Origin of the sequence: Actinoallomurus spadix (genome assembly GCF_024055725.1) — a bacterium.
In the GTDB taxonomy this organism is placed as follows: domain Bacteria; phylum Actinomycetota; class Actinomycetes; order Streptosporangiales; family Streptosporangiaceae; genus Actinoallomurus; species Actinoallomurus spadix.
In genome coordinates this window covers 32,653-58,730 of the sequence record NZ_JAMXMX010000010.1, presented here as the reverse complement: position 1 = coordinate 58,730, position 26,078 = coordinate 32,653, and the positions used below count along the sequence as shown (strand labels likewise).

Here is a 26,078-nt window from a genome sequence, read left to right as displayed (position 1 = left end):
ACCGCCGAAGCGGCAAGGGCGCGGTCCCCGCTCGTAGAGCCGCGTGCCCGCCGACGTCGGTCATCTGTATCGAGAACAGCCTCCCCGGCAACCCGCCCAGCGAATGGGACGTCTCCGGAGCAGGGTCTCCGAACATCCAGGGGTACGCCACTCAGATGAGTGTCGCCCAGGGCGAGACGGCGCAGTTCAAGGTGCTGACTCCCGCGACCGCCTATCACATGGACATCTACCGCATGGGCTACTACGGCGGCTTGGGAGCGCGCCTGATCGATACGGTTCAGCCGTCCGCCGCCCTGCCGCAGACGCAGCCGAATTGCCTGACCGACGGCACGACCGGCCTGATCGACTGCGGCAACTGGGCGGTCTCGGCCTCCTGGGCCGTACCGGCGAGCGCGGTCTCCGGCGTCTACATCGCGAAGCTGGTGCGTGACGACGTGACCGGTGAGGCCAGTCAGATCATCTTCGTCGTCAGGGACGACACCCGTCGTTCGGACTTCCTGGTGCAGACGTCCGACGCCACGTGGGAGGCGTACAACTCCTACGGCGGCAACAGCCTCTATACGGGTGCCCCGGCGGGCCGGGCGTTCAAGGTGAGCTACAACCGTCCGTTCACGACCCGGAGCGCCGACGACTCCGTGTACAGCTGGTTCTTCGATTCCGAATATCCGATGGTCAGATGGCTCGAGGCGAACGCGTTCGACGTGAGCTACACCACCAACGTGGACACCGCCATGCGGGGAGCGGAGATCCTCGAGCACAAGGTCTTCATGTCCTCGGGCCATGACGAGTACTGGTCCAACGAGATGCGGAACAACGTGCAGGCCGCCCGCGACAACGGCGTGAACCTCACCTTCTTCTCCGGGAATGAGGTCTTCTGGAAGACCAGGTGGGAGAACAGCATCGCGGACGGCGCCTCGTTCCGGACCCTCGTCTGCTACAAGGAGACGCTCGCGAACAACACAAGACTCGATCCGACTCCGACGTGGACGGGAACCTGGCGAGATCCGCGTTACTCCCCGCCGGCGGACGGAGGGCGACCGGAGAACGCACTGACAGGCACGCTGTTCATGGTCAACGGGGTCGCCAACGATTCGATACAGGTACCCGCCGACTTCAGCGACATGCGGTTGTGGCGCAACACGTCGATCGCCGGTCTCTCTCCGGGCCAGACGGCGACCTTCCCCACGGGAACGCTGGGGTACGAGTGGGACGAGGCTCCCGACAACGCGGTCACACCGCCCGGACTGGTCAAGTACTCGAGAACGACCGGCAGCACGAGCAACAGATTCCTGCTCAACTACGGCAGCCAATACGGCGCCGGGACCGCCACCCACAGCCTGGTGCTCTACCGGGCTCCCAGCGGAGCGCTCGTCTTCGGAGCGGGGACCACCCAGTGGGCGTGGGGGCTCGACGCGGTCCACGACCGGGCTGGAAGCCCCACGGACATCACCATGCAGCAGGCGACGGTCAACCTCTTCGCCGACATGGGCACGCAGCCGGCCAGCCTCCAGTCCGGCCTGGTGCCCGCGACGCCGTCGACGGACACGTCTCCACCGACGTCGACGATCACCAATCCGTCGAGCGGCGCCGGTGTGGTTCCGGGAAGATCGGTCACCGTTCAGGGAACGGCCACCGATACCGGGGGCGGCGTCGTCGGGGGTGTGGAGGTCTCGTTCGACGGCGTCCAATGGTTCCACGCGGCCGGCCGGAGCGCCTGGCAGTACCCATGGACGCCCACCGGCAACGGACCTGTGACGATCCGGGTGCGCGCAGTCGATGACATCGGCAACGTCCAGGCCAATCCGACCACGGTGAACGTGACCGTAGGCGGGACGTGCTGCACGCTCTGGTCGTCGACGACCGTGCCGGACGTGGAGGCGAGCGGCGACTTCGGGTCCGTGGAAGTAGGGGTGAAGTTCAGGGCCACCGCGACGGGTGAGATCACCGGAGTCAGGTTCTACAAGGGCACGGCCAACACGGGGACGCACGTCGGCCATCTGTGGAGTTCCACGGGGACGCTACTCGCGGAAGCGACCTTCACCAACGAAACGGCGAGCGGCTGGCAGCAGGTGAACTTCGCCACCCCGGTGGCGGTCAGCGCGAACACCACCTATGTCGCGTCCTACCATACGGCTGGCCATTATGCTGTTTCGCGGTCGTATTTCGTGAATCCGTTCAATAACTATCCTCTGATCGCGCTGGCGGGTGCTGCTTCGGGCGGGAATGGGGTGTACGTCTATAATGCCGCGGCCACGTTCCCTGCGGGAAGCTTCCAGTCCACGAATTACTGGGTCGACGTGGTGTTCATGCCGTCGTCCAGTCTGTGGGACAACTCGGCCGTGCCGGGCGTCCAGTCGAACGCGGATACCAACGCGGCCACTCTCGGGGTGAAGTTCACGGCGTCCGCGAATGGTTCCATCAGCGGTATCCGGTTCTTCAAGGGCTCCCTGAACACGGGCACTCACGTGGGAAGCCTGTGGGCCGCGAACGGGACGCTGCTGGCGACCGCGACCTTCACCAGCGAGACGGCGTCGGGCTGGCAGCAGGTGAACTTTTCCACCCCGGTGGCGGTGACGGCGAACAGCACCTATGTGGCGTCTTATTTCACGTCGTCGGGTTATTATTCTGTGACGCGGGGGTATTTCGCCAATGCATATGTGAACGGTCCTTTGACCGCGCTGGCGGGCGGTGCTTCGGGCGGGAACGGCGTGTACGCCTACGGTGCCGCGAGCACGTTCCCCACGGGGAGCTTCCAGTCCACGAATTACTGGGTCGACGTGGTGTTCACGCCGTCGTCCAGCCTGTGGGACAACTCGGCCGTGCCGGCCGTCCAGTCGAATCCCGATACCAAGGCGGTCACTCTCGGGGTGAAGTTCACGGCCTCCGTGAGCGGTTCGATCAGCGGTATCCGGTTCTTCAAGGGTTCGCTGAACACGGGCACTCACGTGGGAAGCCTGTGGACCGCGAACGGGACGTTGCTGGCGACCGCTACCTTCACCAATGAGACGGCGAGCGGCTGGCAGCAGGTCAACTTCTCGAGCCCGGTGGCGGTGACGGCCAATACGACGTACGTGGCGTCTTACTTCACGTCATCGGGTTATTACTCTGTGACGCAGCAGTATTTCGCCAATGCGTATGTCAGTGGTCCTTTGACCGCACTGGCGAGTGGCGCTTCGGGCGGGAACGGCGTGTACGCCTACGGTGCCGCGAACACCTTTCCCACGGGGAGCTACCAGTCCACGAACTACTGGGTCGACGTGGTGCTCGCGGGATCGAGCTGAGCGCCCCGCCCTCCCCCCGGCCCCGTCCTCCCCCCGGCCCCGTCCTGCCCCCGCCCCGTCCTGCCCCGCCCTGTCCGGAGGCGTGTACGCCCCTGCCGGCGGAGGACATCCTGGACGTGCTGCGGTTCGCGGTGATGTGCTTCCGCAGGCGGCGTCTCGCCGAAACCGGGAAAATACCGGAGGGGCGGCGCGGAGAGGGTGACCGGGTGCGGGCGTTCGACAGACGGTTCGCCAGGGCGACGAGGCGGCTTGAACACGCCGAGACCGCGGTGCGGCTGGCCGGGGTCCACGCGCTGGCCGGTCTGGCCGACGAGTGGCAGGACGAGCGGCAGGCCTGCATCGACGCGCTGTGCGCCTACCTGCGGGCGCCCTACGAACCTCCCCCGGACGCCGGCCCTCCGGCCGCCGAGCAACTGGCGTTCGGCGGCAGCCAGGAGGTGCACCACACCATCATCTCGATCATCACCGCACACCTGCGGGACAACGCCCGGGTCTCCTGGCGAGGCCATGACTTCAACTTCACCGGTGCCCGCTTCGACGGCGGCGACTTCAGCGGCGCGGTGTTCTCCGGCGGCATCGTCGACTTCCGTGACGCCGTGTTCTCCGGTGGCACGCTCGACTTCAGCGGCGCCGTGTTCTCGGGGGCCACCGTCGACTTCACCGGTGCCGTGTTCTCCGGCGCCGCCATCGACTTCACGGGCGCGACCTTCTCCGGCGGCCCGCTCCACTTCGTCTCCGCGGTGTTCTCCGGCGGTGCCGTCCACTTCGGCGACGCGACGTTCTCCGGTGCCACCCACTACTTCATCGGCGCGGAGTTCTCCGGTGCCGCCATCGACTTCACCGGCGTGACCTGCTCCGGCGGTGCCCTCGACTTCGCCGGGGCGGTGTTCTCCGGCGGTGCCGTTCACTTCACCGGTGCGGCGCTCTCCGGTGGCGTCATCGGCTTCAACGGCGCGGAGTTCTCCGGCACCACCGCCCACTTCAACGACGCGACCTTCTCCGGTGGCACTCTCGATTTCACCGACGCGATCTTGTCCGGGGGATCCCTCTACTTCACCGACGCGAAGTTCTCCGGCACCACCGTCGTCTTCACCGGTACGACGTTCTCCGGCGGCACCGTCGACTTCAGCGACGCGACGTTCTCCGGCCGTCGGGGCGGCCTCGGTAAGGACATCGCCGCGGATCCGCCCGCAGGGCTACTGCTGCCTCCCGCATAGCCCCGCGGCATGGGTGTCTGGCGGCGGAGGAGCGTCCCCGGGTGGGTGGCGAGGCGACCAGGCGGCCGGCGTCCCGGCGGTCGCCTGGTCGCCTCGTACGGTGATCGTGCGGACTCAGGCGCGCCGCTCGGTGATCGCGGTCCTGACCGTGTCGTGCAGCTCGTCCGACGTGAAACCGAGGTTGCGCAGGATCTGCGCGGCCGGGCTCTGCTCGACGCGGATCAGGCCCAGCAGCGTGTGTTCGGTGCCGACCCAGTCGTGGCCGAGGTCGTCCGACGCGCGGCGTGCCTGCTCGATGGCCTCTTTGCTCTCCGGCCGGAACGGGATGTGACCCCGCGGCGCCTTCTCCCCGGCCGGCGGCAACGCTTCCTCGATCGCGTCGCGGATGCGCCGCTCCGACTCGGTCTTGGCCATCAGCACCTCGTACGCCAGGCCCCGCGGCTCGCCGAGCAGGCCGAGCAGGATGTGCTCGGTGCCGATGAAGTCGTGTTTGTGCGCTCGGGCGGCCTCCTGCGCCAGCACGATGCCGTGCCGGTTCAGGTCGGTGAACCGCTCGAACACGTTGGGGGCGTGGCGTTGCTGGGCGGCCTGTTTGGACACGCCGATGGCGTCGCCGATCTCGCTCCACGACGCGCCGGCCTGCTTGGCCTTGCCGACGTAGTGCCCGACGAGCTGGTCCCCGAGGTCGGACAGGGTCTGGGCGCGTAGGTGCGCCTCGCTGATGCGGGCCAGGTCGTCGGTGTCGGGGAACTCCTCGTCGAGACGGGCGATCAGGTCGGCGAGGCTGATGTCGAGTGGACTCATGCGTCAACCGTAGATTGACGTTCGCTCGATCGTCAACCCGTACTTGACGCCCGTTCTGTGGATGCGCCCGGCACGGGGCCGCGAACTCGCCGCCCGGCGGGTGCGAACCTCTGGTACACGTTGCCTCATGACGGACCTGATCGAACTGACCGGCCGGACGGTGATCGTCACGGGCGCGTCGTCCGGGATCGGCGCGGCCACCGCGCGCCTGTTGCACGCTGCCGGGGCGTACCCGGTGCTGGCCGCGCGCCGGGCCGACCGGCTGGCCGCGTTGAGCGAGGAGCTCGGCGGGGCGCTCGCGGTGCCCACCGACGTGACCGACGCCACGCAGGTACGCGTCCTGGTCGCGGCCGCACTCGACCGGTACGGGCGGATCGACGGGCTGGTGAACAACGCCGGCGCCGCCATCCAGGGACCGATCGCCGACCTTGACGTCGCCGAGTACCGCAGGATCCTCGAACTCAACGTGACCGCCCTGGTCGACGTCACCCAGGCGGTGCTGCCGGCCATGCGGGAGCGGGGCTTCGGGCGCATCGTGAACGTCAGCTCGGGCACCACCCGCCGGATCGCGACCGGGGTGGGCGCGTACGCGGCGACCAAGTCGGCGGTGAACATGATCAGCTCGGTGTTGCGAGAGGAACTGGCCGCGGATGGGATCGCGGTGTCGCTGCTGCTGCCCTCGGTCACCGCGACCGAGTTCGGCAACGGCATGTTCAAGGACGGCGTGCCACCCCGGCCGGGGATGGTGGTGCATCGACCGGAGTACGTGGCCGGCGTGGTGCTGCGGCTGCTGCGCACCGGCGAGGACACCGTCGACATCCCGCACGGCCCCGAGCAGCCCGACATCATCCGCGTAGCCGAATAGGGGTCACGACAACGCCCACGTGGCCCGGTGGCGGCCGCCGTCGCCCGTCACCGCTGCGGCCGGCCGCGCTCGCTGACGCGCAATGTCTGGTTCGCTATCTTCGTGACCATGCACGGTGAACCCGGGGAGATCCTCGCCGGCCGGTACCGGATCCTCGGGCTCATCGGGCGTGGCGGCATGGGCCGCGTGTGGCGCGCGTACGACGCCGAGCTCGATCGCGAGGTCGCCGTCAAGGAGCTGCGGCTGCCCGACGAGGTCGATGACGCCGAGCGGCGCGAGTGGTACGCCCGGGCGGCCCGCGAGGCGCGCGCCGCCGCCCGCCTGCACCACCCCGGCATCGTGGCCCTGCACGACCGGGTGATGGATGACGGCCGCCCGTGGCTGGTGATGGAGCTGGTCGCGGGAGGATCACTGGACCACGCGCTCCGTACGGACGGGCCGCTGCCCGTACGGCGGGTGGCGGACATCGGCCGTCAGATGCTGGACGCGCTGGTCGCGGCGCACGCGGCGGGCATCGTGCACCGCGACGTCAAGCCGGCGAACGTGCTGCTGGACGGTGACCGCGCGGTCCTCACCGACTTCGGCATCGCCGTGCTGGAGGGCGATGCCACGCTGACGAGGTCCGGCGTCCAGCTCGGCACCCCGGCGTACATGTCACCGGAGCAGGTCCGCGGCCACGTGGCCACGCCGCGGTCCGACCTGTGGGCGCTCGGCGCCACCCTGTACGCCGCGGTCGAGGGCCGCCCCCCGTTCCAGGGCCCGACACACGGCGCGGTCTTCGTCGCCATCGCCACCGAAGACCCACCGCCGCCGACCCGCGCGGGCCCCCTGACGGACGTCCTCACCGGCCTTCTCGACAAGGACCCCGACGCGCGGCCCACCCCGGAGTCCGTCCGCGACCTCCTCCTCCCACTGGCCGCGCCACCGCCCGCCGCGCCTCGCACACCCGGGCCCGGCCCGTACGACGGCCGGTCTTCGGCGGGTTCCGAGGCCACACGTCCGGTGCCCGGCCCACCGCCCGGCTCCGCGCCGGCTCCGTACGGTGCTCGGCCTCCGGCCGGTCCCCGGCCTCCGGCCGGTCCCCGGCCCGGACCGGGTGATGGCCCGGTTCCGGTACCTCCCGCCCCCGGCTCATCCCCGGAGCGTCCCGAGTTCGCGCCGCATGCGGTGCCGCCCGGCTCGTACGGTGGCACGGTTCAAGCGGGCACCAAAATCCTGGACGGGACCGGACGCCGCCTCCGGCGTGGGCGGGTCGTGACCATCGTCGCGGGGGTCGTCGTCGTGCTCGCCGCCGCGGGCTTCGTCGTACGGGACCGGATGGGCGGCGCCTCCGCGCCCACGCACCACTCGACCGCCGTTCCGACCGTCGTCCCGGCCGACCGCGTGCTCGACACCGACTCGGCCGGGGTCTGGGGTGTGGCGTTCAGCCCGGACGGCAGGATGCTCGCCAGCGCCGACAGCGACGACGCCGTCCGGCTGTGGGACACCGCCACGGGACGGCAGGCCGCCGTACTGGACGGCGGCAGCGGCGACCCCGAGAAGTCCCGGCACGTCGTGGCGTTCAGCCCGGACGGGAAGACGCTGGCCACCGAGGACCATGACCACGGCATCCGGCTCTGGGACGTCGCCTCCAGGCGGGCCATCACCACCCTGACCAACCCGGAGGGCGCGAGCGCCACGGCCGCGGCGTTCAGCCCGGACGGCACCACCCTCGCCGTCGGCTCCTTCCGGTTCGGTGACAACGCGGCGGTCATCGGCGAGGTGCGGTTCTGGGACGTCGCCACCCGGCGGGACACCGCCACCACTCCGGCCACGACCGACTCCACCTTCGAGCTCGCGTTCAGTCCGGACGGCCGGACGCTGGCGTACGGCGACCGCGACCACATCCGCCTCTGGGACGTCCCCGGCCGTAGACCGAAAAGCCCGATCAACGCACATCACAGCGTCGCCGCGGTGGCGTTCAGCCCGGACGGGAAGACCCTGGCCGCTGCCGGCGCCAAGGTCGACGTCGAGACCTGGGACGTCGCCACGCACAAGCCCGGCGTACGCTTCGCCGGCGGTACGAGCGGCAAGGTCGCGTTCAGCCCTGACGGCCGTCACCTGGCGGCCTGCGACGAGGAGAACGGCCCGACCGCCACGGTCTGGGACGCGCGAACCGGCAAGGTGGTCCACGCGTTCGCCGGGGTGACCGGCTTCTCGGTGGCGTTCAGCCCGGACGGGAAGACGCTGGCCGGTGGCGGTTCGGACGGCCGCATCCACCTGTGGCGGCTGTGACGCCGAACCGCGTCCGGCAGTCGGTGACTCCACTCGCCGGCCTACTGCGTAGGCACCAGAAGAGGCGGGCGGCTGGTCCGGGTGCACCAGGGGAAGACGGTGGCGGGGGACGATGCCCCGGCGGGGCGCCGAAAGGGAGTGTTGGGGACGCGCAAATCCAACGGCCGGCAGGTGACGGCCGGCGGGAACAAGGCGGCCGTCGAGGCGACGCTCGGTTCGCTGCACGGGGGCGCGCAGGTCGCGTCGACCACCGACCCCTATGAGACCGGCGCCGTCAGCAAGGACGGCACCATCGCCTACTCCACGATCACCTACAGCGCGGACGCCGTCGACCTGACCGAGTCGACGAAGAGCGCCCTCGAGAACGCCGCGAGCCAGGCGCGGCACGCGGGGCTGACGGTGGAGATCGGCGGCTCGGCCCTGGACGCGGAGGAGGAGCCGGCGGTACGACGGAGATCATCGGCGTGGTGGTGGTGGCGGCGGTGGTGCTCGTCCTCACCCTCGGGTCGCTGGCCGCGGCCGGATTGTCGCTGCTGACCGCGTTCTGGGGTGTGGCCATCGCCTTCGGCCTGGTCTCCGCGCTGGCCGTGCCGCTGGGCCTGACGTCCACCGTCGCCATCCTGGCGCTGATGCTGGGGCTGGCGGTCGGCATCGACTACGCACTCTTCATCACCTCCCGCTTCCGCGACGAGCGCGCCAAGGGCAGCGAGCCGGAGGAGGCCGCCGGCCGGGCGGCGGGCACGGCCGGATCCGCCGTCGTCTTCGCCGGCGCGACCGTCTTCATCGCCCTGGTCGGGCTGGGGGGCGTCGGAATCCCCGAGCCCACCAAGATGGGCATGGGCGGTGCGGGCGCCGTGGCCCTCGCCGTACTCGTCGCACTGACCCTGGTCCCCGCGCTGTTCGGCTTCTTCGGCCGGCGGGTACTGCCCCGCGCGGTCCGCAAGGCCACCCGGTCGGAAAGCGAGCACTCGCACCGGATGCCCGCCGCGGCCGGCCGGCCGGGGCTCGGCACCCACTGGGCGCGGTTGTGCTGCGCCGGCCGGTGATCGTGCTGCTGATCGCCGGGCTCGGTCTCGGCGCCGTCGCCCTGCCGGCGCTGAGCCTCGACCTCGGACTGCCGGGAGACGAGTCCAAGTCGGTGAAGACCACCCAGCGCCGTGCCTACGACCTGCTGTCGGAAGGCTTCGGCCCCGGCTTCAACGGCCCGAGGCGATCGTGAACGGGTTCCGGCACAGTGGACGTGTGGTGGCCGCGGCGGCAATTATCATGATCAGCGTGTTCGTCGGGTTCATCGGGATGAACAACCCGACCATTCAGACGAGGGGCGTCGGTCTGGCCTCCGCCGTCGCCTTCGATGCCTTCGTGGTCCGGATGGCGATCGCACCCGCGGTCCTGGCACTGCTCGGCCACCGGGCCTGGTGGCTCCCTCGAGCCCTGAACCGTGTGCTGCCGAACGTGGACATCGAGGGTGAGGCACTGAGCAGGCACGTCGCGGCCTCTGTGACCGTGCCGGACGCGGCGGGGCCGTGGATCCCCGTCGGGCGGGACTGAGCCGGCCATGACGAACCCAGGTGGCGGTGGCCCGCGACCACGCGGCACGTGGTGGCGGGAGGCAGTGATCACGGCGACGGCGTTCGTGTTCTGTCTGCTCGGCGGCGTCATACACGTCGACAACACGCTGGCACCGCCGCCCGCCGCCGCCTATCTCATCGCCGTGGTGTCCTGTGCCGTGCTGCCGCTGCGGCACAGGGCGCCCCTGGCCACCATGGCGGTCACGACCGCGAGCGGCGTGCTGGCGCCGGCCTTGGGCCTCCTGCTGAGCCCGCTCGTCGTGGTCCCCACCGCGGTCATCGCCTACTCCTACTCGCTCGCGGCGCGCACCGAACGGCGCGCGGCGGGCGTGGTGTCGCTCGCCTCCGTGGTGCTGCTGGTCGGCTTCGCCCCCTGGTTCGGGAGCTCCTCGTGGAAGGACGCGAGCCGGATGGGATCAGTGGCGGCGTTCCCGCTGATGGCCGGCGTACTCGGTCACTCGGTGCGGAACCGGCGGGCCTACCTGGCGGCCGTGGAGGAGCGCGCCCGGCGGGCCGAGGAGAGCCGGGAGAGCGAGGCGCGCCGGAGAGTGGCCGAGGAACGGGTGCGCATCGCCCGGGAGCTGCACGACCTCGTGGCCCATCAGATCACCCTGGCCAACGCGCAGGCCACGGTCGCCGACCATCTCTTCGACACCCGCCCGGAGCAGACCCGTAAGAGCGTGAAGGATCTCGTCGCGATCACCAGGGACGCGCTCGACGACCTGCGGGCCACGGTCGGCCTGCTGCGTCAGTCCGGGGACGCGGCCGCGCCCGCCGAACCGGTGCCCGGGCTGTCCCGGCTTCCCACGCTCCTGGAGTCCTTCCGCCGTGCGGGCCTGGAGGTGTCGGTACACCATGAGGGCACGGCCAGGCCGCTGCCGCCGGGAGTGGACCTCACCGCCTACCGCATCGTCCAAGAGGCCCTGACCAACGTGACCAAGCACGCCGGTACCGCTAGCGCCCGGGTGCGCCTCACCTGGAACCGCGATCGCGTGACCATCACCGTCGCCGACGACGGAGGGAAGGCCCGTACGGCGCCGGGTGCGCCCAGGCTGCCGGACCGCCCGCCCGGTTATGGTCTGATCGGAATGCGGGAACGTGCCACCGCGGTCGGAGGACGCCTCTCCGCGGGCAGGCGCCCGGAGGGCGGCTTCCTCGTCTCCACCGAGCTGCCCTTCCCGCCCGCCAAGGACACGACGCGAAGGACCGACGGAGCGACGACCAGCGAGGGGCGGATGGCCGACGGAGCGACAGGCGGCGGACGGACGGGCGATGGAGAGGCCGGGGGTGCGCCATGACGCTCCGGGTGCTGCTCGCCGACGATCAGGCCCTGCTGCGCGGTGCCTTCCGGATTCTTCTCGACACCGCCGACGACATCACCGTGGTCGGCGAGGCCGCCGACGGCAGGGAGGCGGTGCGACTCACCCGGGAGCTGCGCCCGGACGTGGTGATCATGGACATCCGCATGCCCGAGATGGACGGTCTCACCGCCACGTCGAAGATCTGCGCCGACCCGGAACTACGCGCCAGCCGCATCCTGATCCTCACCACGTACGAGACGGATGAGTACGTCGCTCAGGCGTTGCGCGCCGGGGCCGGCGGCTTCATCGGCAAGGGCATCGGGGCCGAGGACCTGCTGGACGCCGTGCGTACGATCGCCGCCGGCGACACTCTTCTTTCCCCCGCCGCGACGCGCTCCCTGGTCGCCCGCTTCCTGGCCACCCCGGACGACGCCCCGGCGAACGACCCCGAACAGCTCGCCGTGCTCACCCCGCGCGAACGCGAGATGGTGGCCCTGGTCGCGACCGGCCTGTCCAACCAGGAGATCGCCGAGCGAACGTTCCTCAGCCCCTACACCGTGCGCGCCCACGTACAGCGCGCCATGACGAAGCTGGACGCCCGCGACCGGGCCCAACTCGTCGTCATCGCCTACCAGACGGGGCTGGTCCACGCCACCCCCGACGGCGGCCCCGACCGCCTGCCGTAGCCCGATCCCGATCGGGCCCGAACCGGGCAATCGGCGCGTTCCACGGCGAGGATCGCCGTTTCGGACTTCTCAGACACCGTGTCGGTGACTGTCCTTTTCGGGGACGATCTCAAATATTCCAAAGATAGGACTAACGGGATTAGCGTCTTTGCGGTTATTATGTCATGCGCACCAGTGGTCTGACTCGGCCGGCTTTTGGCGATCAGTCGGGGCGCTTGTGCATCGCTGCGTGAAATGTCCAATGAAGCGAACGTTGTGACGGATCATTCGGAGTCATCGTGCCCGGTTCCAGGTCGCCAGACAGGCGCTTCTCTGGCTCCCTGACCAGGCTGGTCACTGCCGTAACTTCGGCCACGGGCATTCTCGGTGCCAAACTCGCCCGCGGTGTTACGCGCCCGCGCGCGCGTGGTCGTGGGGCACTTGCGGCGCACGTCGTGGGTGATCACCCGGCAGTCGCGCCGGCCTTCCGGATAAGGCGCGGCGGGTGGCAGGCCGTTCGTCGGCGGCGACAATTATCGGCGAAATGGCCGCAACATATCCGTAATGTCGGGACAAATGTGGTGGGTGTTGTGAGCGCGGGTCTCCGGCGCTCATCATTTTACGGTTCTCGAAACGGCGATGGTGGCGTATCATTCATGAGTATGGGCACCTCACACTCCGTGCGGCGGAGCAACAGGGGACAAAATGCGGAATTCCCCTGGGATACGTTCGATTCGCGATCTTACTTCGCGGCGAACTACAGCAAGATCCGGCATGACGATCAGAAGATCGTCGAGGTGGTCCGTGACTTCTTCTCCGTGTCGGGGGTCCGCGCCGCGGAGGGCATCGACGTCGGCAGTGGTCCGAACCTCTACCCGGCGCTGGCGATGCTGCCCCTGTGTGAGACGGTGACGCTCTACGAGTACTCCGACTCCAACATCGAGTGGCTCCACGGTCAGAAGGAGCACTACTCGCGGCCGTGGGACGCCTTCTGGGACGTGCTGGCCGGAGACCCCCTCTACGAAGCCGTGCCGGATCCGCGCGACGAGCTCCGGCGGCGGGCGCGCATCGTCCAGGGCAGCGTCTTCGAGCTGCCGGAGGCCCGGTGGGACATCGGCACGATGTTCTTCGTCGCCGAGTCGCTGTCCTCCGACAAGGACGAGTTCCGCGCCGCCCTCGACTCGTTCCTTCGGTGCCTAAAGCCGGGTGCTCCGTTCGCCGCCGCCTTCATGGAGAATTCCACGGGTTACGCGGTGGGCGACACCGCGTTCCCGGCCGTCGCCATCGAGACCAAGGACGTCGCCCAGTGTCTGGGCAGCGCCGCGTCGAGCATCCACATCGACCGGATCGCCATGGACGATAAACCGCTCCGCGAAGGGTACAGCGGAATGATTCTCGCGTGGGGGCGCATCATGGAGCGCGGAAAAGACTGACATGCCATGAAAATTCAGCCGCGACAGCGTCTTCTCGAGATCTGGGCGGCGGCAGCCCGATCGGCGATGCATGATGGCAAGTGGCACTGGGGCGGCCGTGACCCGTCCAATTCGGTGAGCGACGCCGAGCAGCTGCTATGCATCATGTATCCGGCGTCCGCGGTGGCCAGTTTCAAGCTGGACATCCCCGACGCGACGGCCGACGATGTGCTCGACGCGCTGAGCAATCTCGGTGACGCGGTCGAGGTCCCCCGGCTCCTGGTCCGTGTGATCACGTCCTACCTCCGCACGTACACCGATGAGAACGGCGCTTCGCTATTCTCCGGCGGCAGCTATTTCCACAGCGATGAGCCGGGTCGCGAGCCGACGGCCGATCAGGCGAACCTCGATGTCGTCGACTCGTTCTCCATGTCGGTCTCGCTGATGCTCGCGACGATCGGCTTCGCCCGCGTGTTCCGCACCACCGTGCGCCGGGAGGACCTTCGCGCGGAGATCGACGAGATGGAGGCGCTGGCGAGCCGGCGGCTCACCGCGGCCATGGTGGGGCTCCTGCGCAGCTTCACGGTGAAGGTCTTCCCACCCGACTCTCCGGCCGGCCGAACACTCATCAACACGGTCAACCAGGGCGACGCGCCCCCGCGCATCGTCGTGGCGGACCTCCAGCGGGCCCTGCGGGAGGTGCGCGCGGGCATCCGGGACTTCACCATCGGTTCCGGGCGCACGACCGAGCTCGACAATCCGAACCGGCTGTTCGAGTGCGGCTGGGCCTGGGGGGTGGTCAAGGACGCCCCGGAGATCGCCACCGACGACATCGGCCCGCAGCCCCAAGGGGTCGCCCAGCCCGACCCGTACCTCTACTTCACGGTCAACGCGCTCGACGGCATCGCCGATCTGTTCTCCGAGCGCACCACCGTCCTCGGCCTGCTGAGCGAAGAGCAGGTGCGTCTGGCACAGGCGCTGCGGCTGCGCTGGGAGCTGACCCAGAGCTACTGGGCCACGATCGGTAGCTTCGGGCAGGAGCGCTGGCCGCTGGAAGACCTGCCGTGGCGCACCACCGACGAGAAGGAGTCGGACTACTTCAGCCTTCTCGTCACGTCGATGGTCGTCCAGGACCTCCACCGGCGCCGTGCCACCGACTCCGACCTGCGCCGGGTCGGGGAGATCCTCGAAGAGCTCGCCGAACGCGGCCGGATCACCCGCCGGGCCACCCACGAGGACCAGGCCATCCGACTGCACGAGCCCGGTGTGGGGCTGAGCCTCGACGGCAGCGAAGAGCTCGGTGGGCCCCGGCTCCGCTGGCAGGTCTCCGACTACGCGGCGGTCGTGCTCAAGCGTGCGCTGAAGGTCGCCGGCATGGCCCGCAGCACCGAGTTGCGCGACACGATGACCGCGCTGGTCGATGACGTGTGGGCGCACGTGCTCCGCCGGCGCATACCCTCCGGTGACGCGCAGAACCTCTGGGACTCCCCCCGCAACGTCTTCACCGCGATCGATGCGAAGGACGACCACCAGGCGCCGTCGTGGTACTTCACCGAGCGCATCGTCGAGTGCCTCGTCGAGGCGGCCAACCTGATCAGCGGCTCTCCCTTGCGGAGCTCGCGCCTGGCCGCGATCGCGCTCGACCTGCTGAACGAGGCCGAGCACCTCTTCGACGACGAGCTGCTGAGCAGCTCCTCCGAAGTCGGGCCGGCCATGCGCGACAGTCTCCTGCACACCCAGGCCAGCCTCGTACGGGCCCGCGAGGTCCTGTCCACCCGCCCCGGCACCGCGTTCGTACTCGCCGGTGAGGTGCTGCGCGAGCTCGATCGCCTCACCGTCGCCCGGCGCGAGGCCACAGGAGCAACGTGACCATGCTGGTCATCGCGACATCCGACAAAGGCGGCACCGGCCGGTCCGTGACGAGCTGCAACGTCGCCTACCGGCGCGCGCTGCAGGGCAGTGACGTCTGCTACCTCGACTTCGACTTCGGCTCGCCGACCTCGGGCGCGATCTTCAGCATCGATCCGGTCTCCCGCGGTACGGAGGGCGGCGGCCTGCATTCCTACCTCCAGGGCAAGATCGCCGAGCCGCAGCGCATCGACGTGTGGCGGCAGACCGATCGCGAGACCCTGCGGTCGCGGCCGCCGGGTGCGGGACGCCTCGTCCTGCTGCCCGGAGACCAGGGCGGCGGCGAGTTCTCGATGACCAAGGACATCCTGCAACGCTGCACCAAGCTGTTCGTGCGGTTGCTGGAGGAGTTCGACCTGTGCGTGGTCGACCTGAGCGCGGGCCGCTCGTACGCCGCCGAGCTGGTGCTCGCCGCCACCGCGCAGCAGGAGCTGCGCGGCGTCCCGCATCGGTGGCTGGTGTTCCACCGTTGGACCCGGCAGCACGTCATCGCCGCATCCGGCCTCGTGTACGGTCGGCGCGGCCTGATCGAGGCGGGTGCCGAACGCGGTCACGACTCCCAGGTGCTCGCCGATTCGATCCGCTTCGTTCGCACCGCCGTCGTCAACCCCGATTCCGAAGAACTCGCCGGCCTGCGGCCGACCCAGGTGGTCTGGCTGCTCGACTGCAACAAGGACCTGCAGGAGCTGGCGCGACAGCACCAGTTGGGACGCACGATGGTGCTCGCGACCATTCCGTTGGATCCGGTGCTGCAGATGCGCGAGCAGCTCATCTCCGATCGCGATGTCTGGGCCAGCCAGATCGCCAACGCCGCCACGGTCGCGGCATTCGACCAGCTCGCCCGGCGAATCGCCGACGACGCGGCCTGGGACGAGCTTTGACATCGGCGCACGTCACCTTCGGGGAGGTCGCGGCCGAGCGCCGGATCTCGAACATCCCCCTCTCGCATGTCTCGGTCGAGCTCGGACACCTCTACATGGACGACTTCGAGGCGGGCCGGGACGCCCTGCGCCGGCAGTTCGAACGCGTACGCCCGTGGGCCGAGACGGTGACCCAGATCAATGAGGGCCGGGTGCGGCGCCCGCGGATCAGCACCTGTTTCCTCATCGACGACTACTTCACCCGGTTCAGCACGCCGTCGGTGGTGATCGGTGATCTCCTCGCCGCGTCCGAGGCCGCCGGACTCCGGATCGACTACATCGCCCGTGAGTCGGGGTGCGCCGTGGCCGACGGCGTGCCGCTGGCCGAACTCGTGCACGCCCGGCTGGTGCCCGATCCGCCTCCCGGCACGAACGGCTCCCGGCCACCGCCACACGAGTCGGGATGGCTGAGCAACGGCGAGCGATCACCATCCGGTGGTGTGGACGAGGCGATGGGCCAGGTGGCGGCGTGGCTGCCCCCGCGGGAGAACGCCGCACGGCACCACTCGATCTTCCTCGACGTCGAGATGTGGACCGACGAGGGCGATCGCCGGATCTGGTCCTGCCCGTACCTCGCGGCCGTGTGGCAGCTCCTGCGGCTCGGCCTGCTCCGCGACGACGGCCGCCCGGTCGCCGTGCCGGTTCCCGCGCCGGACCCGCTCCCGGACGACTGGGACGACCTGCCGGCGATCATCCAGATGGTGCCCTCGGCGCCGCCGTTCGCCGCGTACACCACGATGTCGGTGCTCTCGTCGCGGTTCCTCCCGGTCGAGCACGCCGTACGCGTCATCCTCGGCCAGGTGTCGATCAGCGCGGCGGTGCTCGAGCAGACCGTCAGGCGCGGCGCGGACGAGAACCTGGAAATACCCCGGGACATCCTGAAGAGGATCGGCTATGCCATCCCCGGCGAGATCTGACGCGGGCGGTGACGGCGCCGGGATTCTCATCGGCGAGGTGCATACCGGCCTCCTACTGAACTCCGCCTCCCTCCGGCAGGACATGCTGCCCGCGGTGCTCGGCCTGTTGCCCGGGGAACGGGTCCGCTCGTTCGAGCGCCCCATCTCCCACGCGGTCTCGCCGGAACTCCTGGTGGGGGTCGACTGCGACCTGTCGACGGCCTCGGGGACACGCGTGCGCGGCATCGGCACGCTGGCGGTACGCGCGGCCATCACCGGTGGCCGGGTGCTGCAGGGATCGGCCTGGACCCGCCTGATGGGAGGCCACGCCGAACACCGTCTGCCCTGGTCCCACTACCTGGCCCGCCCGGGCGTCGTCGAGACGGTCGGACGACGCAGGAACCACCCCTACCATGCCGACCTCGCCGACGGCTTTCTCGACCGGACGAACAACAGGAAAGCGCCAGGAATCGATTTCGGAGCGATCTGCGGACAGATTATGGGCGAGGTTCAAAGATCCCCGTATCTCGACCGTAGATCACCCTTCAAAGCCGCCCGGACCACCCTTCGGTGGGTCGCGGAGGAATCTCCCGAACGGCGCATCGGCTTCATCCTCGGGGACGACGGATCGCGGACCACCCGGATCACATTCGACGGTCAGCCCATCTCCGCGGTGATCGAGCTGTGTGAGGATCTGGCACTGCACGATTGGCTGCTCAGCACGTTGCTGGACGTGATCGACCGCGGCATGCCGAGCGACGGGCCGCACGAGACCATGATGCGGCGGATACGCCCGGCTGTGGATCATTTGATACACCTTTGGATGCCGGGCGCACGGGTGGTGGAGTCACTCCTGCCCCTGTGGGAGAGCCTTGACACGAAGCCTGGCTTTACTCGACAATGGGATACTTTGGTGAATCGTATTCGTGACCAACTCGCTTTGCGCACTCTCACACTCTTGAGTGCCAGCGCGGAAGGTGTTCCGGGGCGGAATGAGCAGGGAATTAGAAGCTGACAGTAAAATATATTTTTCTCCCTCTCTGCGAAAGGTTCTGCTGAGCGCGCTCCTCGGCGCGTTCGCGTATGTGATCACCAACCTCACCGACCAGCCGCAACTGTGGCAGATCACCGTGTCGATCTTCATCAGCGGCGTGTTGCTGGTGGTGCAGTTCGTCATCGAGTTCGACGACCGGCTGAAGGACGTCGAGCATCGGCAGCACAGCCATCACAAGGTCATGGAGCAGCTCGTCGATCAGGGGTTCCGGAAGATCAGCGACGCGACGGAGCTGTTCGGGCTGGTCGAGATGTCCGCGGTGAAGACCGATTCCGTCACGCAGCTCGTCCGCAACTCCACCCGCATCGACGGCGCCACACCGGAGCTCGTACAGCGGTTCGCCCAGGGTGAGATCAACCGGCTCTCACAGTTGCTGCTGAAGCTCGGCGACGGCAGTGACGTCACCTACGAGGGTGAGGACCGCGAGTGGATCCTCGGGTTGGCGCGCAACGCGGAGTCGTTCATCTACGCCACGAGCCTGACGACCGTCGACGCGGGCGGCGACGGGTTCGACGGGGGGTTCTGGAACAGCGACCTCGGCCAGCACTACCTGGAGCTGCAGCGGGAGGCGATACAGCAGCGGAACGTGACGATCAAACGGCTGTTCATCCTGGACCGGCCGACTCTGAGTGACGATCCCGATTTCCAGGAGATGTGCGTTTACCAGTCTTACATCGGTATCGAGGTCCGCGTGCTGAAGCCACGCGCCGGCCCGTCGCAGCCGCCGATATCGATGTCGGATTTCATCCTCTTCGACGGCGTGGTGAGTTATGAGACGATTCCGGCAGTTCGGGTGAGCGACCGGACGCGTCCGACGATCATGCACACCCGCCTTGTGCTGGAAAGCGATCGGCTGAAGGAAAGAACTGACCGTTTCGCCGACCTGTGGGGGATGGCCGTGCCGTTCCGGGCCGATCCGAATCCGGAACTCGGATGAAACGCCTGGGGTCGCACAGCGACAGTTCGAATGAACGCTGGACATCGATCGGGCCGTCCTCGACGAGGGCGCTTACGAGGTCGGCGGTGACCGGCGCGAGCGTGATGCCCAGGCCATGGTGCGCCGTCGCGGCGACGAGCCGGTGGTGCGGATCCACGTATCCGATCACCGGCGCGCCGTCCGCGCTGCCGGGTCTGATGCCGGCCCAGTGACGGACGACCCGCCAGTCGGCCGCCTGGGGTACCAGAGTGGTCACGCCGTACAGGATGGCCTCCCGCCCGTTCCGTGTCGGCCGGGTGTCGGCCAGTCCTTTCTCGTAGGTCACCCCGGCCACGACGCGGCCATCGGCACGCGGCACGACGTACGCGCCCTGCTCCTGGCCGCGGACGGGGATCAGCGCATAGCACTGGTGCCGCAGCCCGCCGGCGGCCGGCGCGGCGAACTCGACCGCCTGCCCCTTGACGGGGAACAGGCAGTTCGGGGGGAAACCGAGTAGGCGGTCGCTGAGATGGCCTGCAGCGACCACCACCACGTCACCGAACACCCGGCGACCGTCGCGCAGTTCGACGCCGGCGGTGTGCTCGTCCGACCAGACCTCGGTGACCTCCGCCGGAAGCAGGAGGTCCACCCGGGGATCCCGGCGGAGCATGGCGCGTAACCCATCGATGAGCAGCGCCGGTTCGAGTGCGAGCTCATCCGGCAGCAGGAGACCGCCGAGGACGTCTCCCGTCAGCGCGGGCTCGGCGCGCCGCACCTGCGCGGCGTCCAGGGCGACGACGTCGACGCCGCGGGCGGTGAGGGCGGGAAGCATGCTGCCGTGCAGGCGGCGTAGCTCGCCCGGATCCGTCGCCACCTGCAACTGGCCGGTTCCGAGGACGTGCACGTCGACGCCCGACTCCACGCGGATCCGGGCCAGCCAGGACGGATAGAGCTCGCGGCTGCGCTGGGCGAGCGCACCCACCGGGCCCAGGCAGAAGTCGCCGCTCTGGGGGGTGATGCCGCCGATCGCGGCCGAGGACGCGCCCTGCCCCAGCGACGACTGCGACTCGACGAGCGTCACACCGGAGAATCGGTGTCGTATCCGTTCCGCGATGGCGCAGCCGATTATTCCACCGCCGACGATGATTGCTTTGTGCCCCAAGGCCACTATGCTGCTCCCGACTCGATAAACAGAAACCGAAATCATCGGCGATTTAACGAAGCGGTTTTCTGTTACCGACATTTAGCGATAAATGTGACCGGCGTCAGTGTAAACTTTTTCGCGACATCCGTCAATCCCGTCGTTCCGAGATCGATGACACCGTGCGGTTCGTCATCACGAAATTGTGCGGTCTCGTCTGCTTGTGACTCAGGGCTGCCTACCAGACGCAGCGGTCCCCGGCGTACCGGCGGCCCACCAAGAAGCGCCTAACGGGCCGCCGCGCTACCGCGGGATGCCATTCGGCCCACGTTCGTCATCGGCCTCCCAGCGCGCCGGGAGGCCGCTGTGCCGGGGAACCGTCGGCCGCACGGCGGCGAACTGCGAGGCCGTTCGGGATGACGACCGGCTGCGATCGCTTGACCGCCGCGGCACCTGCCTCGGACGCACACTCACACACGTGGAGGCCGTGCCCGGACGGTGTCACCAGTTGGTGGGCGACCGGGCGAGGGTGGGTGAACCACCATGCCGCCTGCGTGGGCGCCGAATTGGAATTTTGTTCCTGCAGGAATCCTTTTCGAGTCGTTTGAGGAGCGAGGGACGACACAATCGGAACTCGCTCGTCGTGTAGATCACCCTCTTAAGGCGAGAAATGGCCGTCGACGGGTCGACCGGCCGGTGTGAGAGCACAAAGACGTAACCCCCGTCGTCGGTGATTTCGGCCAGGCCCCGGGCGTTGCCCCGCCTGCACAAGTGTCTGGAAACCGGTCTCCGGTGAGGAGACTTTCCCACTCGACGACGGCGTCCGCGGAATCGTAGTTGCCACCCGGCAGCGACTCGAACACGCCACGCGTCCCGAAGGCCGCCGACCTTCCGCTTTTCAGGAGTAACGACCACCGCGCTCGCTGGGTCCGCGCCGAGGTGGACGGCAGCCCGGGTACGTCGGCGGTCGCTAGTGGCTGCCGACGTTGCCGTCACGGTTGCCGTCAGCGGGCAACGTCCCTGATGTCGAGGAGGGGTGTGGGCGAGTGATCGAGGGCAGCAGCGCGTATCGCTTGCGAGTACGCTGGCCGATCACATAAATCTGATAATCAGATATGCTGGTCTCATGAGGACGATGACCGCAACCGAAGCCTCCCGGAGGTTCTCTGACCTCCTCGACGCCATCGAGCGCGGCGAAACCATCACCATCACCCGAGGCAACCGCCCGGTTGCGGAGATCGGTCCCGCGCACCGCCGTACGGGCGCTGATCTGCGGGCAGCGCTGGAGGGTATCGAACCACCCGATGACCGGTTCGTCGAGGACGTCAACAGTGCTCTGGGTCTGCTTACGACGGAGGAGCGGGATCCGTGGGCCGACGCCTGATCCTCGACACCAACCTCCTGATCGCGTACGAACGGGGCACCATCGATCGGGGCACCCTCGACGACGATGACCTGGCCGTCGCGGCCGTGACGATCGCCGAATACCGCGTCGGTATAGAACTGGCCGACACCGCCGCGCGTGCCGCCGACCGCTCTCGTGCGCTCGCCACGATCACCTCGGTGGTCGAGGTGCTCCACTACACCGACAACACGGCCGCCCATCACGCCCGCCTGATAGCGCACGTCCGCCGCGTCGGCACCCCCCGGGGAGCACACGACTTGATCATCGCGGCGCACGCGGCAGAGACCGGCCGGACCATCCTGTCCCGTGATGCCAAGGCACGCTTCGCCGACCTTCCCTCGGTGATCGCAGCCGAAGCCTGAAGCGTTCGTCACGTTCGGTATTGGGCATGGCATGCCACCGGATCTGTTGCCCTCCGGGCCGCCGGTAAGGGTTGTGCCGCGGTGACCGTGATGCGAAAGGCGGACGGTCGTCCCTTGCCGCGGCTGCCGTCACAAGAAAGCTTCGAGACGAAGTGTCTCGGGGCTGTTTCTTCAGGTCACCAATGGTGGGCAGAGGCGGGGTCGAACCGCCGACCTTCCGCTTTTCAGGAGTGACATCACCCTTCTTCGCGGTGCGCATGCCGAGGTCAGACGGTGGTCGATGTGTGCCAGCGTGTGTCTCTCGAAGGCGACGTTGCCGTCACGGTTGCCGTCAACGGTCGGTGTCTTTGGGGTGGCGAGGCGATGCGTAGATGACCCAGACAGCGCGGCTGTCATCGTCGATCACGTACCGGACGCGGCCGCCGCTGGTGACCTCGTATTCCCACTGTTAGAGATCGCGGCCGTTATGGCGGTGGGTGGCGAGGTCACCGCGAAGACGATGCTGTCGCTCGTGGTTGGACCGGGAGCGCGGCTCGCTGCGCAGGGTGTCCAGGCATCTGCGGGTGTTGGACAGAGCGAGGCGGCACAGCTCTTCCCAGCCGCGTACCGCCTCGCTGGTACCGAATCGGACGTCCCACTCGTCGTCTGGTGGCGGGACGGTGACCCTGTCCCCACGCTTCGGGCTCAAGGCGTGACCTCGACCGAACCGAAGTCGCCGGAGGTCGGCCGGCGCGCCTCCTCGTACTGAGCGCGGTCTGCCTTGATCCGCGCGGTGGCGCGCCAGCCGGTGATCACTTCTTGGGCGTTCGTGTCGAGGTCGAGTTCGGCGGCGTCGGACAGCGCGTCGATCAGCTCGACGGTGAAGGCGCGGACCTCTTCCGTGCTCAGGTGGCGTACCCAGGGGAAGACGTCAGGCATGGCGAGCAACAGCGCGCGGGCGCTCGGGTCGTGCTTCATCAGCGCCAAGAAGATCCGCGATGCGGTCGTCAGCGTCTCGTCACGCTGCTCTTCGCGGTCGGCGGCGGTGAGGTAGAAGTCGGGGGCGTCGCGGTGGGTGACCCGCAGCCGGCCAAGCCGCGAGGCGCGCTCGGCGACGGACTTGGGGTTGCGGGACAGATCGGAGAAGGTGACTGCGTCCGCGGTGGTGCTCATGCACCCCAGTATATTCAGATCGTGTTCTGAAGTCGCTGTACATGGTTGCTGCCATGGCTCACCAGTGGGCGTCTGGAGGAGGCCGCGAGGCGGCCTTCCGAACCGGTTGGTTCCTAACGCAGTTCGAGTCGGGCCACGTCCTGGCCGGCGTCGGCGTCGCCTCTTTCGGCAGCGTGGCGGTACAGGCCCAGCGCCTCCTGCGGTCGGCCGGTCTCCTCCAAGAGCCCAGCGAGGTTGTACATGATGGTGGTATTCGCTGTGTAGTCGTCATCGCCTGCGGTGTCACATGATTCGGTTCGTTCGTCCAGTGCGCGGCGGTACCAGGCTTCCGCCTCTTCGAGGCGTCCGGTTCCCTTGAGCAGGCAGGCGAGACGGTTACGGGCGGCAGGGAAGTTCACCTGAGCGGCCATCCGGTAACGCTGCTCCGCTTCTTCCAACAGGCCATCTTCCTCGAGGAAGGCGCCGAGGTTGTAGCGGGCCGTGAGATCGGGACTGAGGGCGACGGCTTGGCGGGTCCAGCGGAGGGCCGCTTCGCGGTCGTCGTCCTCAAGGAGGAACGCAAGGTTGATCATCGCGTCGGTGGCACCCTGGTCCGCGGCCGCTTGGTACCACCGGATGGCCTCGCTCTTGTGGCGGGCCTCGTCATACATCCGCCCAGACGGGCGGCGGCGTCGGTGTGGCCCGCCTCGGCCGCCTGCCGCAGAAGGTGGTCGGCCTCGTCCATCCGTCCGTCGAAATACGCTTTTTCGCCTCGCGCGTACAGCGTCTCAGGATCCACAGGCCCATGATGACCGCGTCAGATCGAGGGCCCATGCTGCTTTTCCGAAGCCGGCACTTGTATGAGGTGACCGAGGGGCCGGGGTGCGGGGGCGGAGCCCCTGCATCGGGGGTTCCAGGGGGTCGTCCCCCTGGGAAAACACAAAGCCCCCGGCGAAGTCGATCGAAGATCGACGAGCACCAGGGGGTGAGTGGGCAGGGGCGGGGTCGAACCGCCGACCTTCCGCTTTTCAGGCGGACGCTCGTACCGACTGAGCTACCTGCCCGCGCGGCGCCGAACGGCGCCTCAGCGGTCCTGACGGGATTTGAACCCGCGGCCTCCACCTTGACAGGGTGGCGAGCACTCCTAGCTGCTCCACAGGACCTTGCTGTCTTGCTTTGTAGTACCCCCGAAAGGATACCGTGCCCCCAACGGGATTCGAACCCGCGCTGCCGCCTTGAAAGGGCGGAGTCCTAGGCCGCTAGACGATGGGGACTCCGACGGCCTGGCCGCCGTTGCCCTTGGCGCCTGCCGTCGGGGACTCCGTCAGCATAGGGGACAACCGCCCCAACCACCAAAGTGGATTCCCTCCCTAACGCGGGCCGCCCGCCTGGGAGGGCCGGGACGGGGTTGGGGAGGGGCTGGGGGTGAGTGGCGTCCCGGTGGGTGTCTGTGCTGGTGGGGGGCTTATCGGCCGGTCCGGTTTGGATTCCAGGGTGCGCTCGATCTGGGCGGAGGTGAGACCTAGACCACCCAGCTGGATGTCGTCCCAGCCCTGGAGCCGGTGGCTGGCCTGGTTGAAGTACAGGACCGACATCTCGATGGGAGTGGGTTGTTCGTGTTCGAGGCCGCGCATGCCGGCGCCGCCGGTCGAGCCCTGGACGAACAGCCGGGTTCCTCCGGGCAGGAGCCGGGTCCAGCGCCGGTGCGTGTGGCCGGACAGGATGAGCGGGGCGGTGCCGTCGAACGCCGTGCCCTCGTTCGGGTCGTGGGCGAGGACGAGGTCGGGGTTCTGGCCGAGGGCGCGTAGTTTCTGCACGGCGGTCCGCCCGTACGCGAGCATCTGCGGGCCGTTGACGTCGTCGTCACGGGTCGTCTTGTCGGGGGTGAAGCGCGGGTCGGGCGTGCCGAAGATGCGCAGGCCGGCGACGCTGGCGATCCTGTCGTCGAGGACGACGGCGTTCTTCTGGCGGCGTACGGCCTTTTCGTTCTCCGGGGAGTCGTGGTTGCCCTTGATGAAGACGTACGGGACCTTGAGCTTGCCGATGCTGTTCGCGAACTTGTCCTCGGCCTTGGTCCCGTGGTCGGTCAGGTCGCCGGTGTCGACGATGACCTGGATGTGGAACTGGTCCACGACCTGGCGGATGACGGTCCAGGCGACCGGGTTGAGGTGGATGTCGGAGACGTGCAGGACGCGGATGGTGGTGGGGTCCGGCTCGTACGTGGGGAGTGTGGACGTCACGTCGTACAGGCGGGACATGTTGCCGACGAGCCGGGCGAGCTGCTCGCGGTACGCCCCGATGCGCGACACGATCGTCTTGGCGTCGCCGACGACCTGCGGGGCGCTGGCGAGGATCCCGGTGAAGCGGGGTTCGGCGATCGACTCGGGGTTGAATGTCAGGCCGCCGATCAGGCCGACGGTGACCAGCCCGCTGAGCGCGCCGGCGGCCGTCCCCACCGTACGGCGCCAGCTGCGGAAGATGAGGAACCCGGCGAGGGCGGCGCAGGCGAGGGCGGCGGCGGCCGCCTTGACCGCCATGACGATGAACGCGTGCCGTACGTCCCCGCCGATCGTGTCGGAGAGGCGGGTGACGGCGGCGGGGTCGTCGATGAGGGTGCGGGCGCGGTCGGGCCGGAGCCGGGTGACCTGGGCCTCGATCCGGACGGGGCCGGCGTGGCTGTTCAGGCGGAGGGTGCCCAGCGGCGGGATGTCGATGACGGTGCCGCCGGACGTGGAGGGACGGAGGGCGAGGTTCACCTCGGCGGGGCCGACGTCGGTCCGGGTGTGCCCGCCGGCCAGGAGGCCGATCCAGCCGCCGACCAGTCCGACCGCGATGACGGCCGTGACGCGTCCGGTGAGGCGTATCCAGGGGCGGGCGAGGAACCGCCGCAGTTCGTTCCATGCTCGGATCAACACGTTGGTACGTATGCTCACGACGGCAAGGATCCACGCACAA

23 protein-coding genes and 3 tRNA genes are annotated in these 26,078 nt (G+C 68.7%); 18 read left to right on the top strand and 8 right to left on the bottom strand.

The window, feature by feature from the left end; translation table 11 throughout:
* Positions 1-155: 155 nt before the first annotated feature.
* Both NE235_RS16810 and NE235_RS16805 read left to right on the top strand, forming a co-directional pair.
* Positions 156-3,281 (top strand): DUF4082 domain-containing protein, encoded by a 3,126-nt coding sequence (locus tag NE235_RS16810; RefSeq protein ID WP_252803836.1) that lies wholly within the window; start codon positions 156-158, stop codon positions 3,279-3,281.
* A 206-nt stretch (positions 3,282-3,487) separates the two neighbouring features.
* Positions 3,488-4,498 carry a pentapeptide repeat-containing protein gene (locus NE235_RS16805; protein WP_252803834.1) on the top strand — a complete coding sequence of 337 codons (1,011 nt, stop codon included), beginning with the start codon at positions 3,488-3,490 and terminating at the stop codon, positions 4,496-4,498.
* Positions 4,499-4,612: 114 nt separating this feature from the next.
* Here the strand turns inward: NE235_RS16805 and NE235_RS16800 are convergent, their stop codons facing one another.
* Entirely contained in the window at positions 4,613-5,302 is a 690-nt protein-coding gene (locus tag NE235_RS16800; RefSeq protein WP_252803832.1) for a Clp protease N-terminal domain-containing protein, read from the bottom strand.
* Between the two features lie 127 nt (positions 5,303-5,429).
* Here NE235_RS16800 and NE235_RS16795 point away from each other — a divergent pair, with 127 nt between their 5' ends.
* The 14 genes from NE235_RS16795 to NE235_RS16730 all read left to right on the top strand — a co-directional run bounded on the left by NE235_RS16795 (position 5,430) and on the right by NE235_RS16730 (position 19,105).
* On the top strand, positions 5,430-6,167 hold the full coding sequence (locus tag NE235_RS16795) for an SDR family oxidoreductase (protein WP_252803830.1): 738 nt from the start codon (positions 5,430-5,432) through the stop codon (positions 6,165-6,167).
* A 108-nt stretch (positions 6,168-6,275) separates the two neighbouring features.
* Entirely contained in the window at positions 6,276-8,441 is a 2,166-nt protein-coding gene (locus NE235_RS16790) for a WD40 repeat domain-containing serine/threonine protein kinase (protein ID WP_252803828.1), read from the top strand.
* 141 nt (positions 8,442-8,582) lie between these two features.
* Positions 8,583-8,978 carry an MMPL family transporter gene (locus NE235_RS16785; protein ID WP_252803826.1) on the top strand — a complete coding sequence of 132 codons (396 nt, stop codon included), beginning with the start codon at positions 8,583-8,585 and terminating at the stop codon, positions 8,976-8,978.
* Positions 8,906-9,487, top strand: a complete 582-nt coding sequence (locus tag NE235_RS16780) for an MMPL family transporter (RefSeq protein WP_252803824.1) — start codon at positions 8,906-8,908, stop codon at positions 9,485-9,487. Before NE235_RS16785 ends, NE235_RS16780 begins: the two co-directional genes overlap by 73 nt.
* Positions 9,484-9,660, top strand: coding sequence for a hypothetical protein (locus NE235_RS16775; protein WP_252803822.1), 177 nt, complete (start codon positions 9,484-9,486; stop codon positions 9,658-9,660). Before NE235_RS16780 ends, NE235_RS16775 begins: the two co-directional genes overlap by 4 nt.
* Positions 9,657-9,992, top strand: a complete 336-nt coding sequence (locus tag NE235_RS16770; protein ID WP_308206093.1) for an MMPL family transporter — start codon at positions 9,657-9,659, stop codon at positions 9,990-9,992. The genes NE235_RS16775 and NE235_RS16770 overlap by 4 nt, the downstream gene beginning before the upstream one ends.
* A 7-nt stretch (positions 9,993-9,999) precedes the next feature.
* Positions 10,000-11,310: a sensor histidine kinase gene (locus NE235_RS16765; protein WP_252803821.1), complete on the top strand. Its 1,311-nt coding sequence runs from the start codon at positions 10,000-10,002 to the stop codon at positions 11,308-11,310.
* On the top strand, positions 11,307-11,999 hold the full coding sequence (locus tag NE235_RS16760; protein WP_252803819.1) for a response regulator transcription factor: 693 nt from the start codon (positions 11,307-11,309) through the stop codon (positions 11,997-11,999). The genes NE235_RS16765 and NE235_RS16760 overlap by 4 nt, the downstream gene beginning before the upstream one ends.
* 641 nt (positions 12,000-12,640) lie before the next feature.
* Positions 12,641-13,411, top strand: a complete 771-nt coding sequence (locus NE235_RS16755) for an SCO2525 family SAM-dependent methyltransferase (RefSeq protein WP_252803818.1) — start codon at positions 12,641-12,643, stop codon at positions 13,409-13,411.
* 6 nt (positions 13,412-13,417) lie between these two features.
* Positions 13,418-15,259 carry an SCO2524 family protein gene (locus tag NE235_RS16750; protein ID WP_289848757.1) on the top strand — a complete coding sequence of 614 codons (1,842 nt, stop codon included), beginning with the start codon at positions 13,418-13,420 and terminating at the stop codon, positions 15,257-15,259.
* Between the two features lie 2 nt (positions 15,260-15,261).
* Positions 15,262-16,179, top strand: a complete 918-nt coding sequence (locus NE235_RS16745; RefSeq protein ID WP_252804292.1) for an SCO2523 family variant P-loop protein — start codon at positions 15,262-15,264, stop codon at positions 16,177-16,179.
* Positions 16,176-17,135 (top strand): SCO2522 family protein, encoded by a 960-nt coding sequence (locus NE235_RS16740; RefSeq protein ID WP_252803815.1) that lies wholly within the window; start codon positions 16,176-16,178, stop codon positions 17,133-17,135. The genes NE235_RS16745 and NE235_RS16740 overlap by 4 nt, the downstream gene beginning before the upstream one ends.
* Positions 17,113-18,129 carry an SCO2521 family protein gene (locus NE235_RS16735; protein WP_252803813.1) on the top strand — a complete coding sequence of 339 codons (1,017 nt, stop codon included), beginning with the start codon at positions 17,113-17,115 and terminating at the stop codon, positions 18,127-18,129. Before NE235_RS16740 ends, NE235_RS16735 begins: the two co-directional genes overlap by 23 nt.
* A 70-nt stretch (positions 18,130-18,199) precedes the next feature.
* On the top strand, positions 18,200-19,105 hold the full coding sequence (locus NE235_RS16730; RefSeq protein WP_252803811.1) for a hypothetical protein: 906 nt from the start codon (positions 18,200-18,202) through the stop codon (positions 19,103-19,105).
* On the opposite strand, the gene NE235_RS16725 is transcribed toward NE235_RS16730, so the two are convergent.
* Positions 18,987-20,246 carry an NAD(P)/FAD-dependent oxidoreductase gene (locus NE235_RS16725; protein ID WP_252803809.1) on the bottom strand — a complete coding sequence of 420 codons (1,260 nt, stop codon included), beginning with the start codon at positions 20,244-20,246 and terminating at the stop codon, positions 18,987-18,989. The two genes, NE235_RS16730 and NE235_RS16725, sit on opposite strands and share 119 nt — an antisense overlap.
* A 1,105-nt stretch (positions 20,247-21,351) precedes the next feature.
* On the opposite strand from NE235_RS16725, the gene NE235_RS16720 reads away from it, so the two are divergent.
* Both NE235_RS16720 and NE235_RS16715 read left to right on the top strand, forming a co-directional pair.
* The gene (locus NE235_RS16720) at positions 21,352-21,609 is read left to right on the top strand and encodes a type II toxin-antitoxin system Phd/YefM family antitoxin (protein ID WP_252803807.1); all 258 of its coding nucleotides are present in this window, start codon (positions 21,352-21,354) and stop codon (positions 21,607-21,609) included.
* A complete protein-coding gene (locus NE235_RS16715) occupies positions 21,594-21,992 on the top strand; it encodes a type II toxin-antitoxin system VapC family toxin (RefSeq protein WP_252803805.1) in 399 nt (132 codons plus the stop codon). Before NE235_RS16720 ends, NE235_RS16715 begins: the two co-directional genes overlap by 16 nt.
* A 684-nt stretch (positions 21,993-22,676) precedes the next feature.
* On the opposite strand, the gene NE235_RS16710 is transcribed toward NE235_RS16715, so the two are convergent.
* The 6 genes from NE235_RS16710 to NE235_RS16685 form a co-directional block, all read right to left on the bottom strand.
* Positions 22,677-23,144 (bottom strand): hypothetical protein, encoded by a 468-nt coding sequence (locus NE235_RS16710; RefSeq protein WP_252803803.1) that lies wholly within the window; start codon positions 23,142-23,144, stop codon positions 22,677-22,679.
* 113 nt (positions 23,145-23,257) lie between these two features.
* Positions 23,258-23,794 carry a tetratricopeptide repeat protein gene (locus NE235_RS16705; RefSeq protein ID WP_252803801.1) on the bottom strand — a complete coding sequence of 179 codons (537 nt, stop codon included), beginning with the start codon at positions 23,792-23,794 and terminating at the stop codon, positions 23,258-23,260.
* A 319-nt stretch (positions 23,795-24,113) separates the two neighbouring features.
* Positions 24,114-24,187 (bottom strand) — tRNA-Phe (locus NE235_RS16700).
* 24 nt (positions 24,188-24,211) lie between these two features.
* A tRNA-Asp gene (locus tag NE235_RS16695) sits at positions 24,212-24,286 on the bottom strand.
* Between the two features lie 38 nt (positions 24,287-24,324).
* A tRNA-Glu gene (locus NE235_RS16690) sits at positions 24,325-24,397 on the bottom strand.
* 96 nt (positions 24,398-24,493) lie between these two features.
* On the bottom strand, positions 24,494-26,056 hold the full coding sequence (locus NE235_RS16685) for a metallophosphoesterase family protein (RefSeq protein ID WP_252803799.1): 1,563 nt from the start codon (positions 26,054-26,056) through the stop codon (positions 24,494-24,496).
* Between the last annotated feature and the right edge of the window lie 22 nt (positions 26,057-26,078).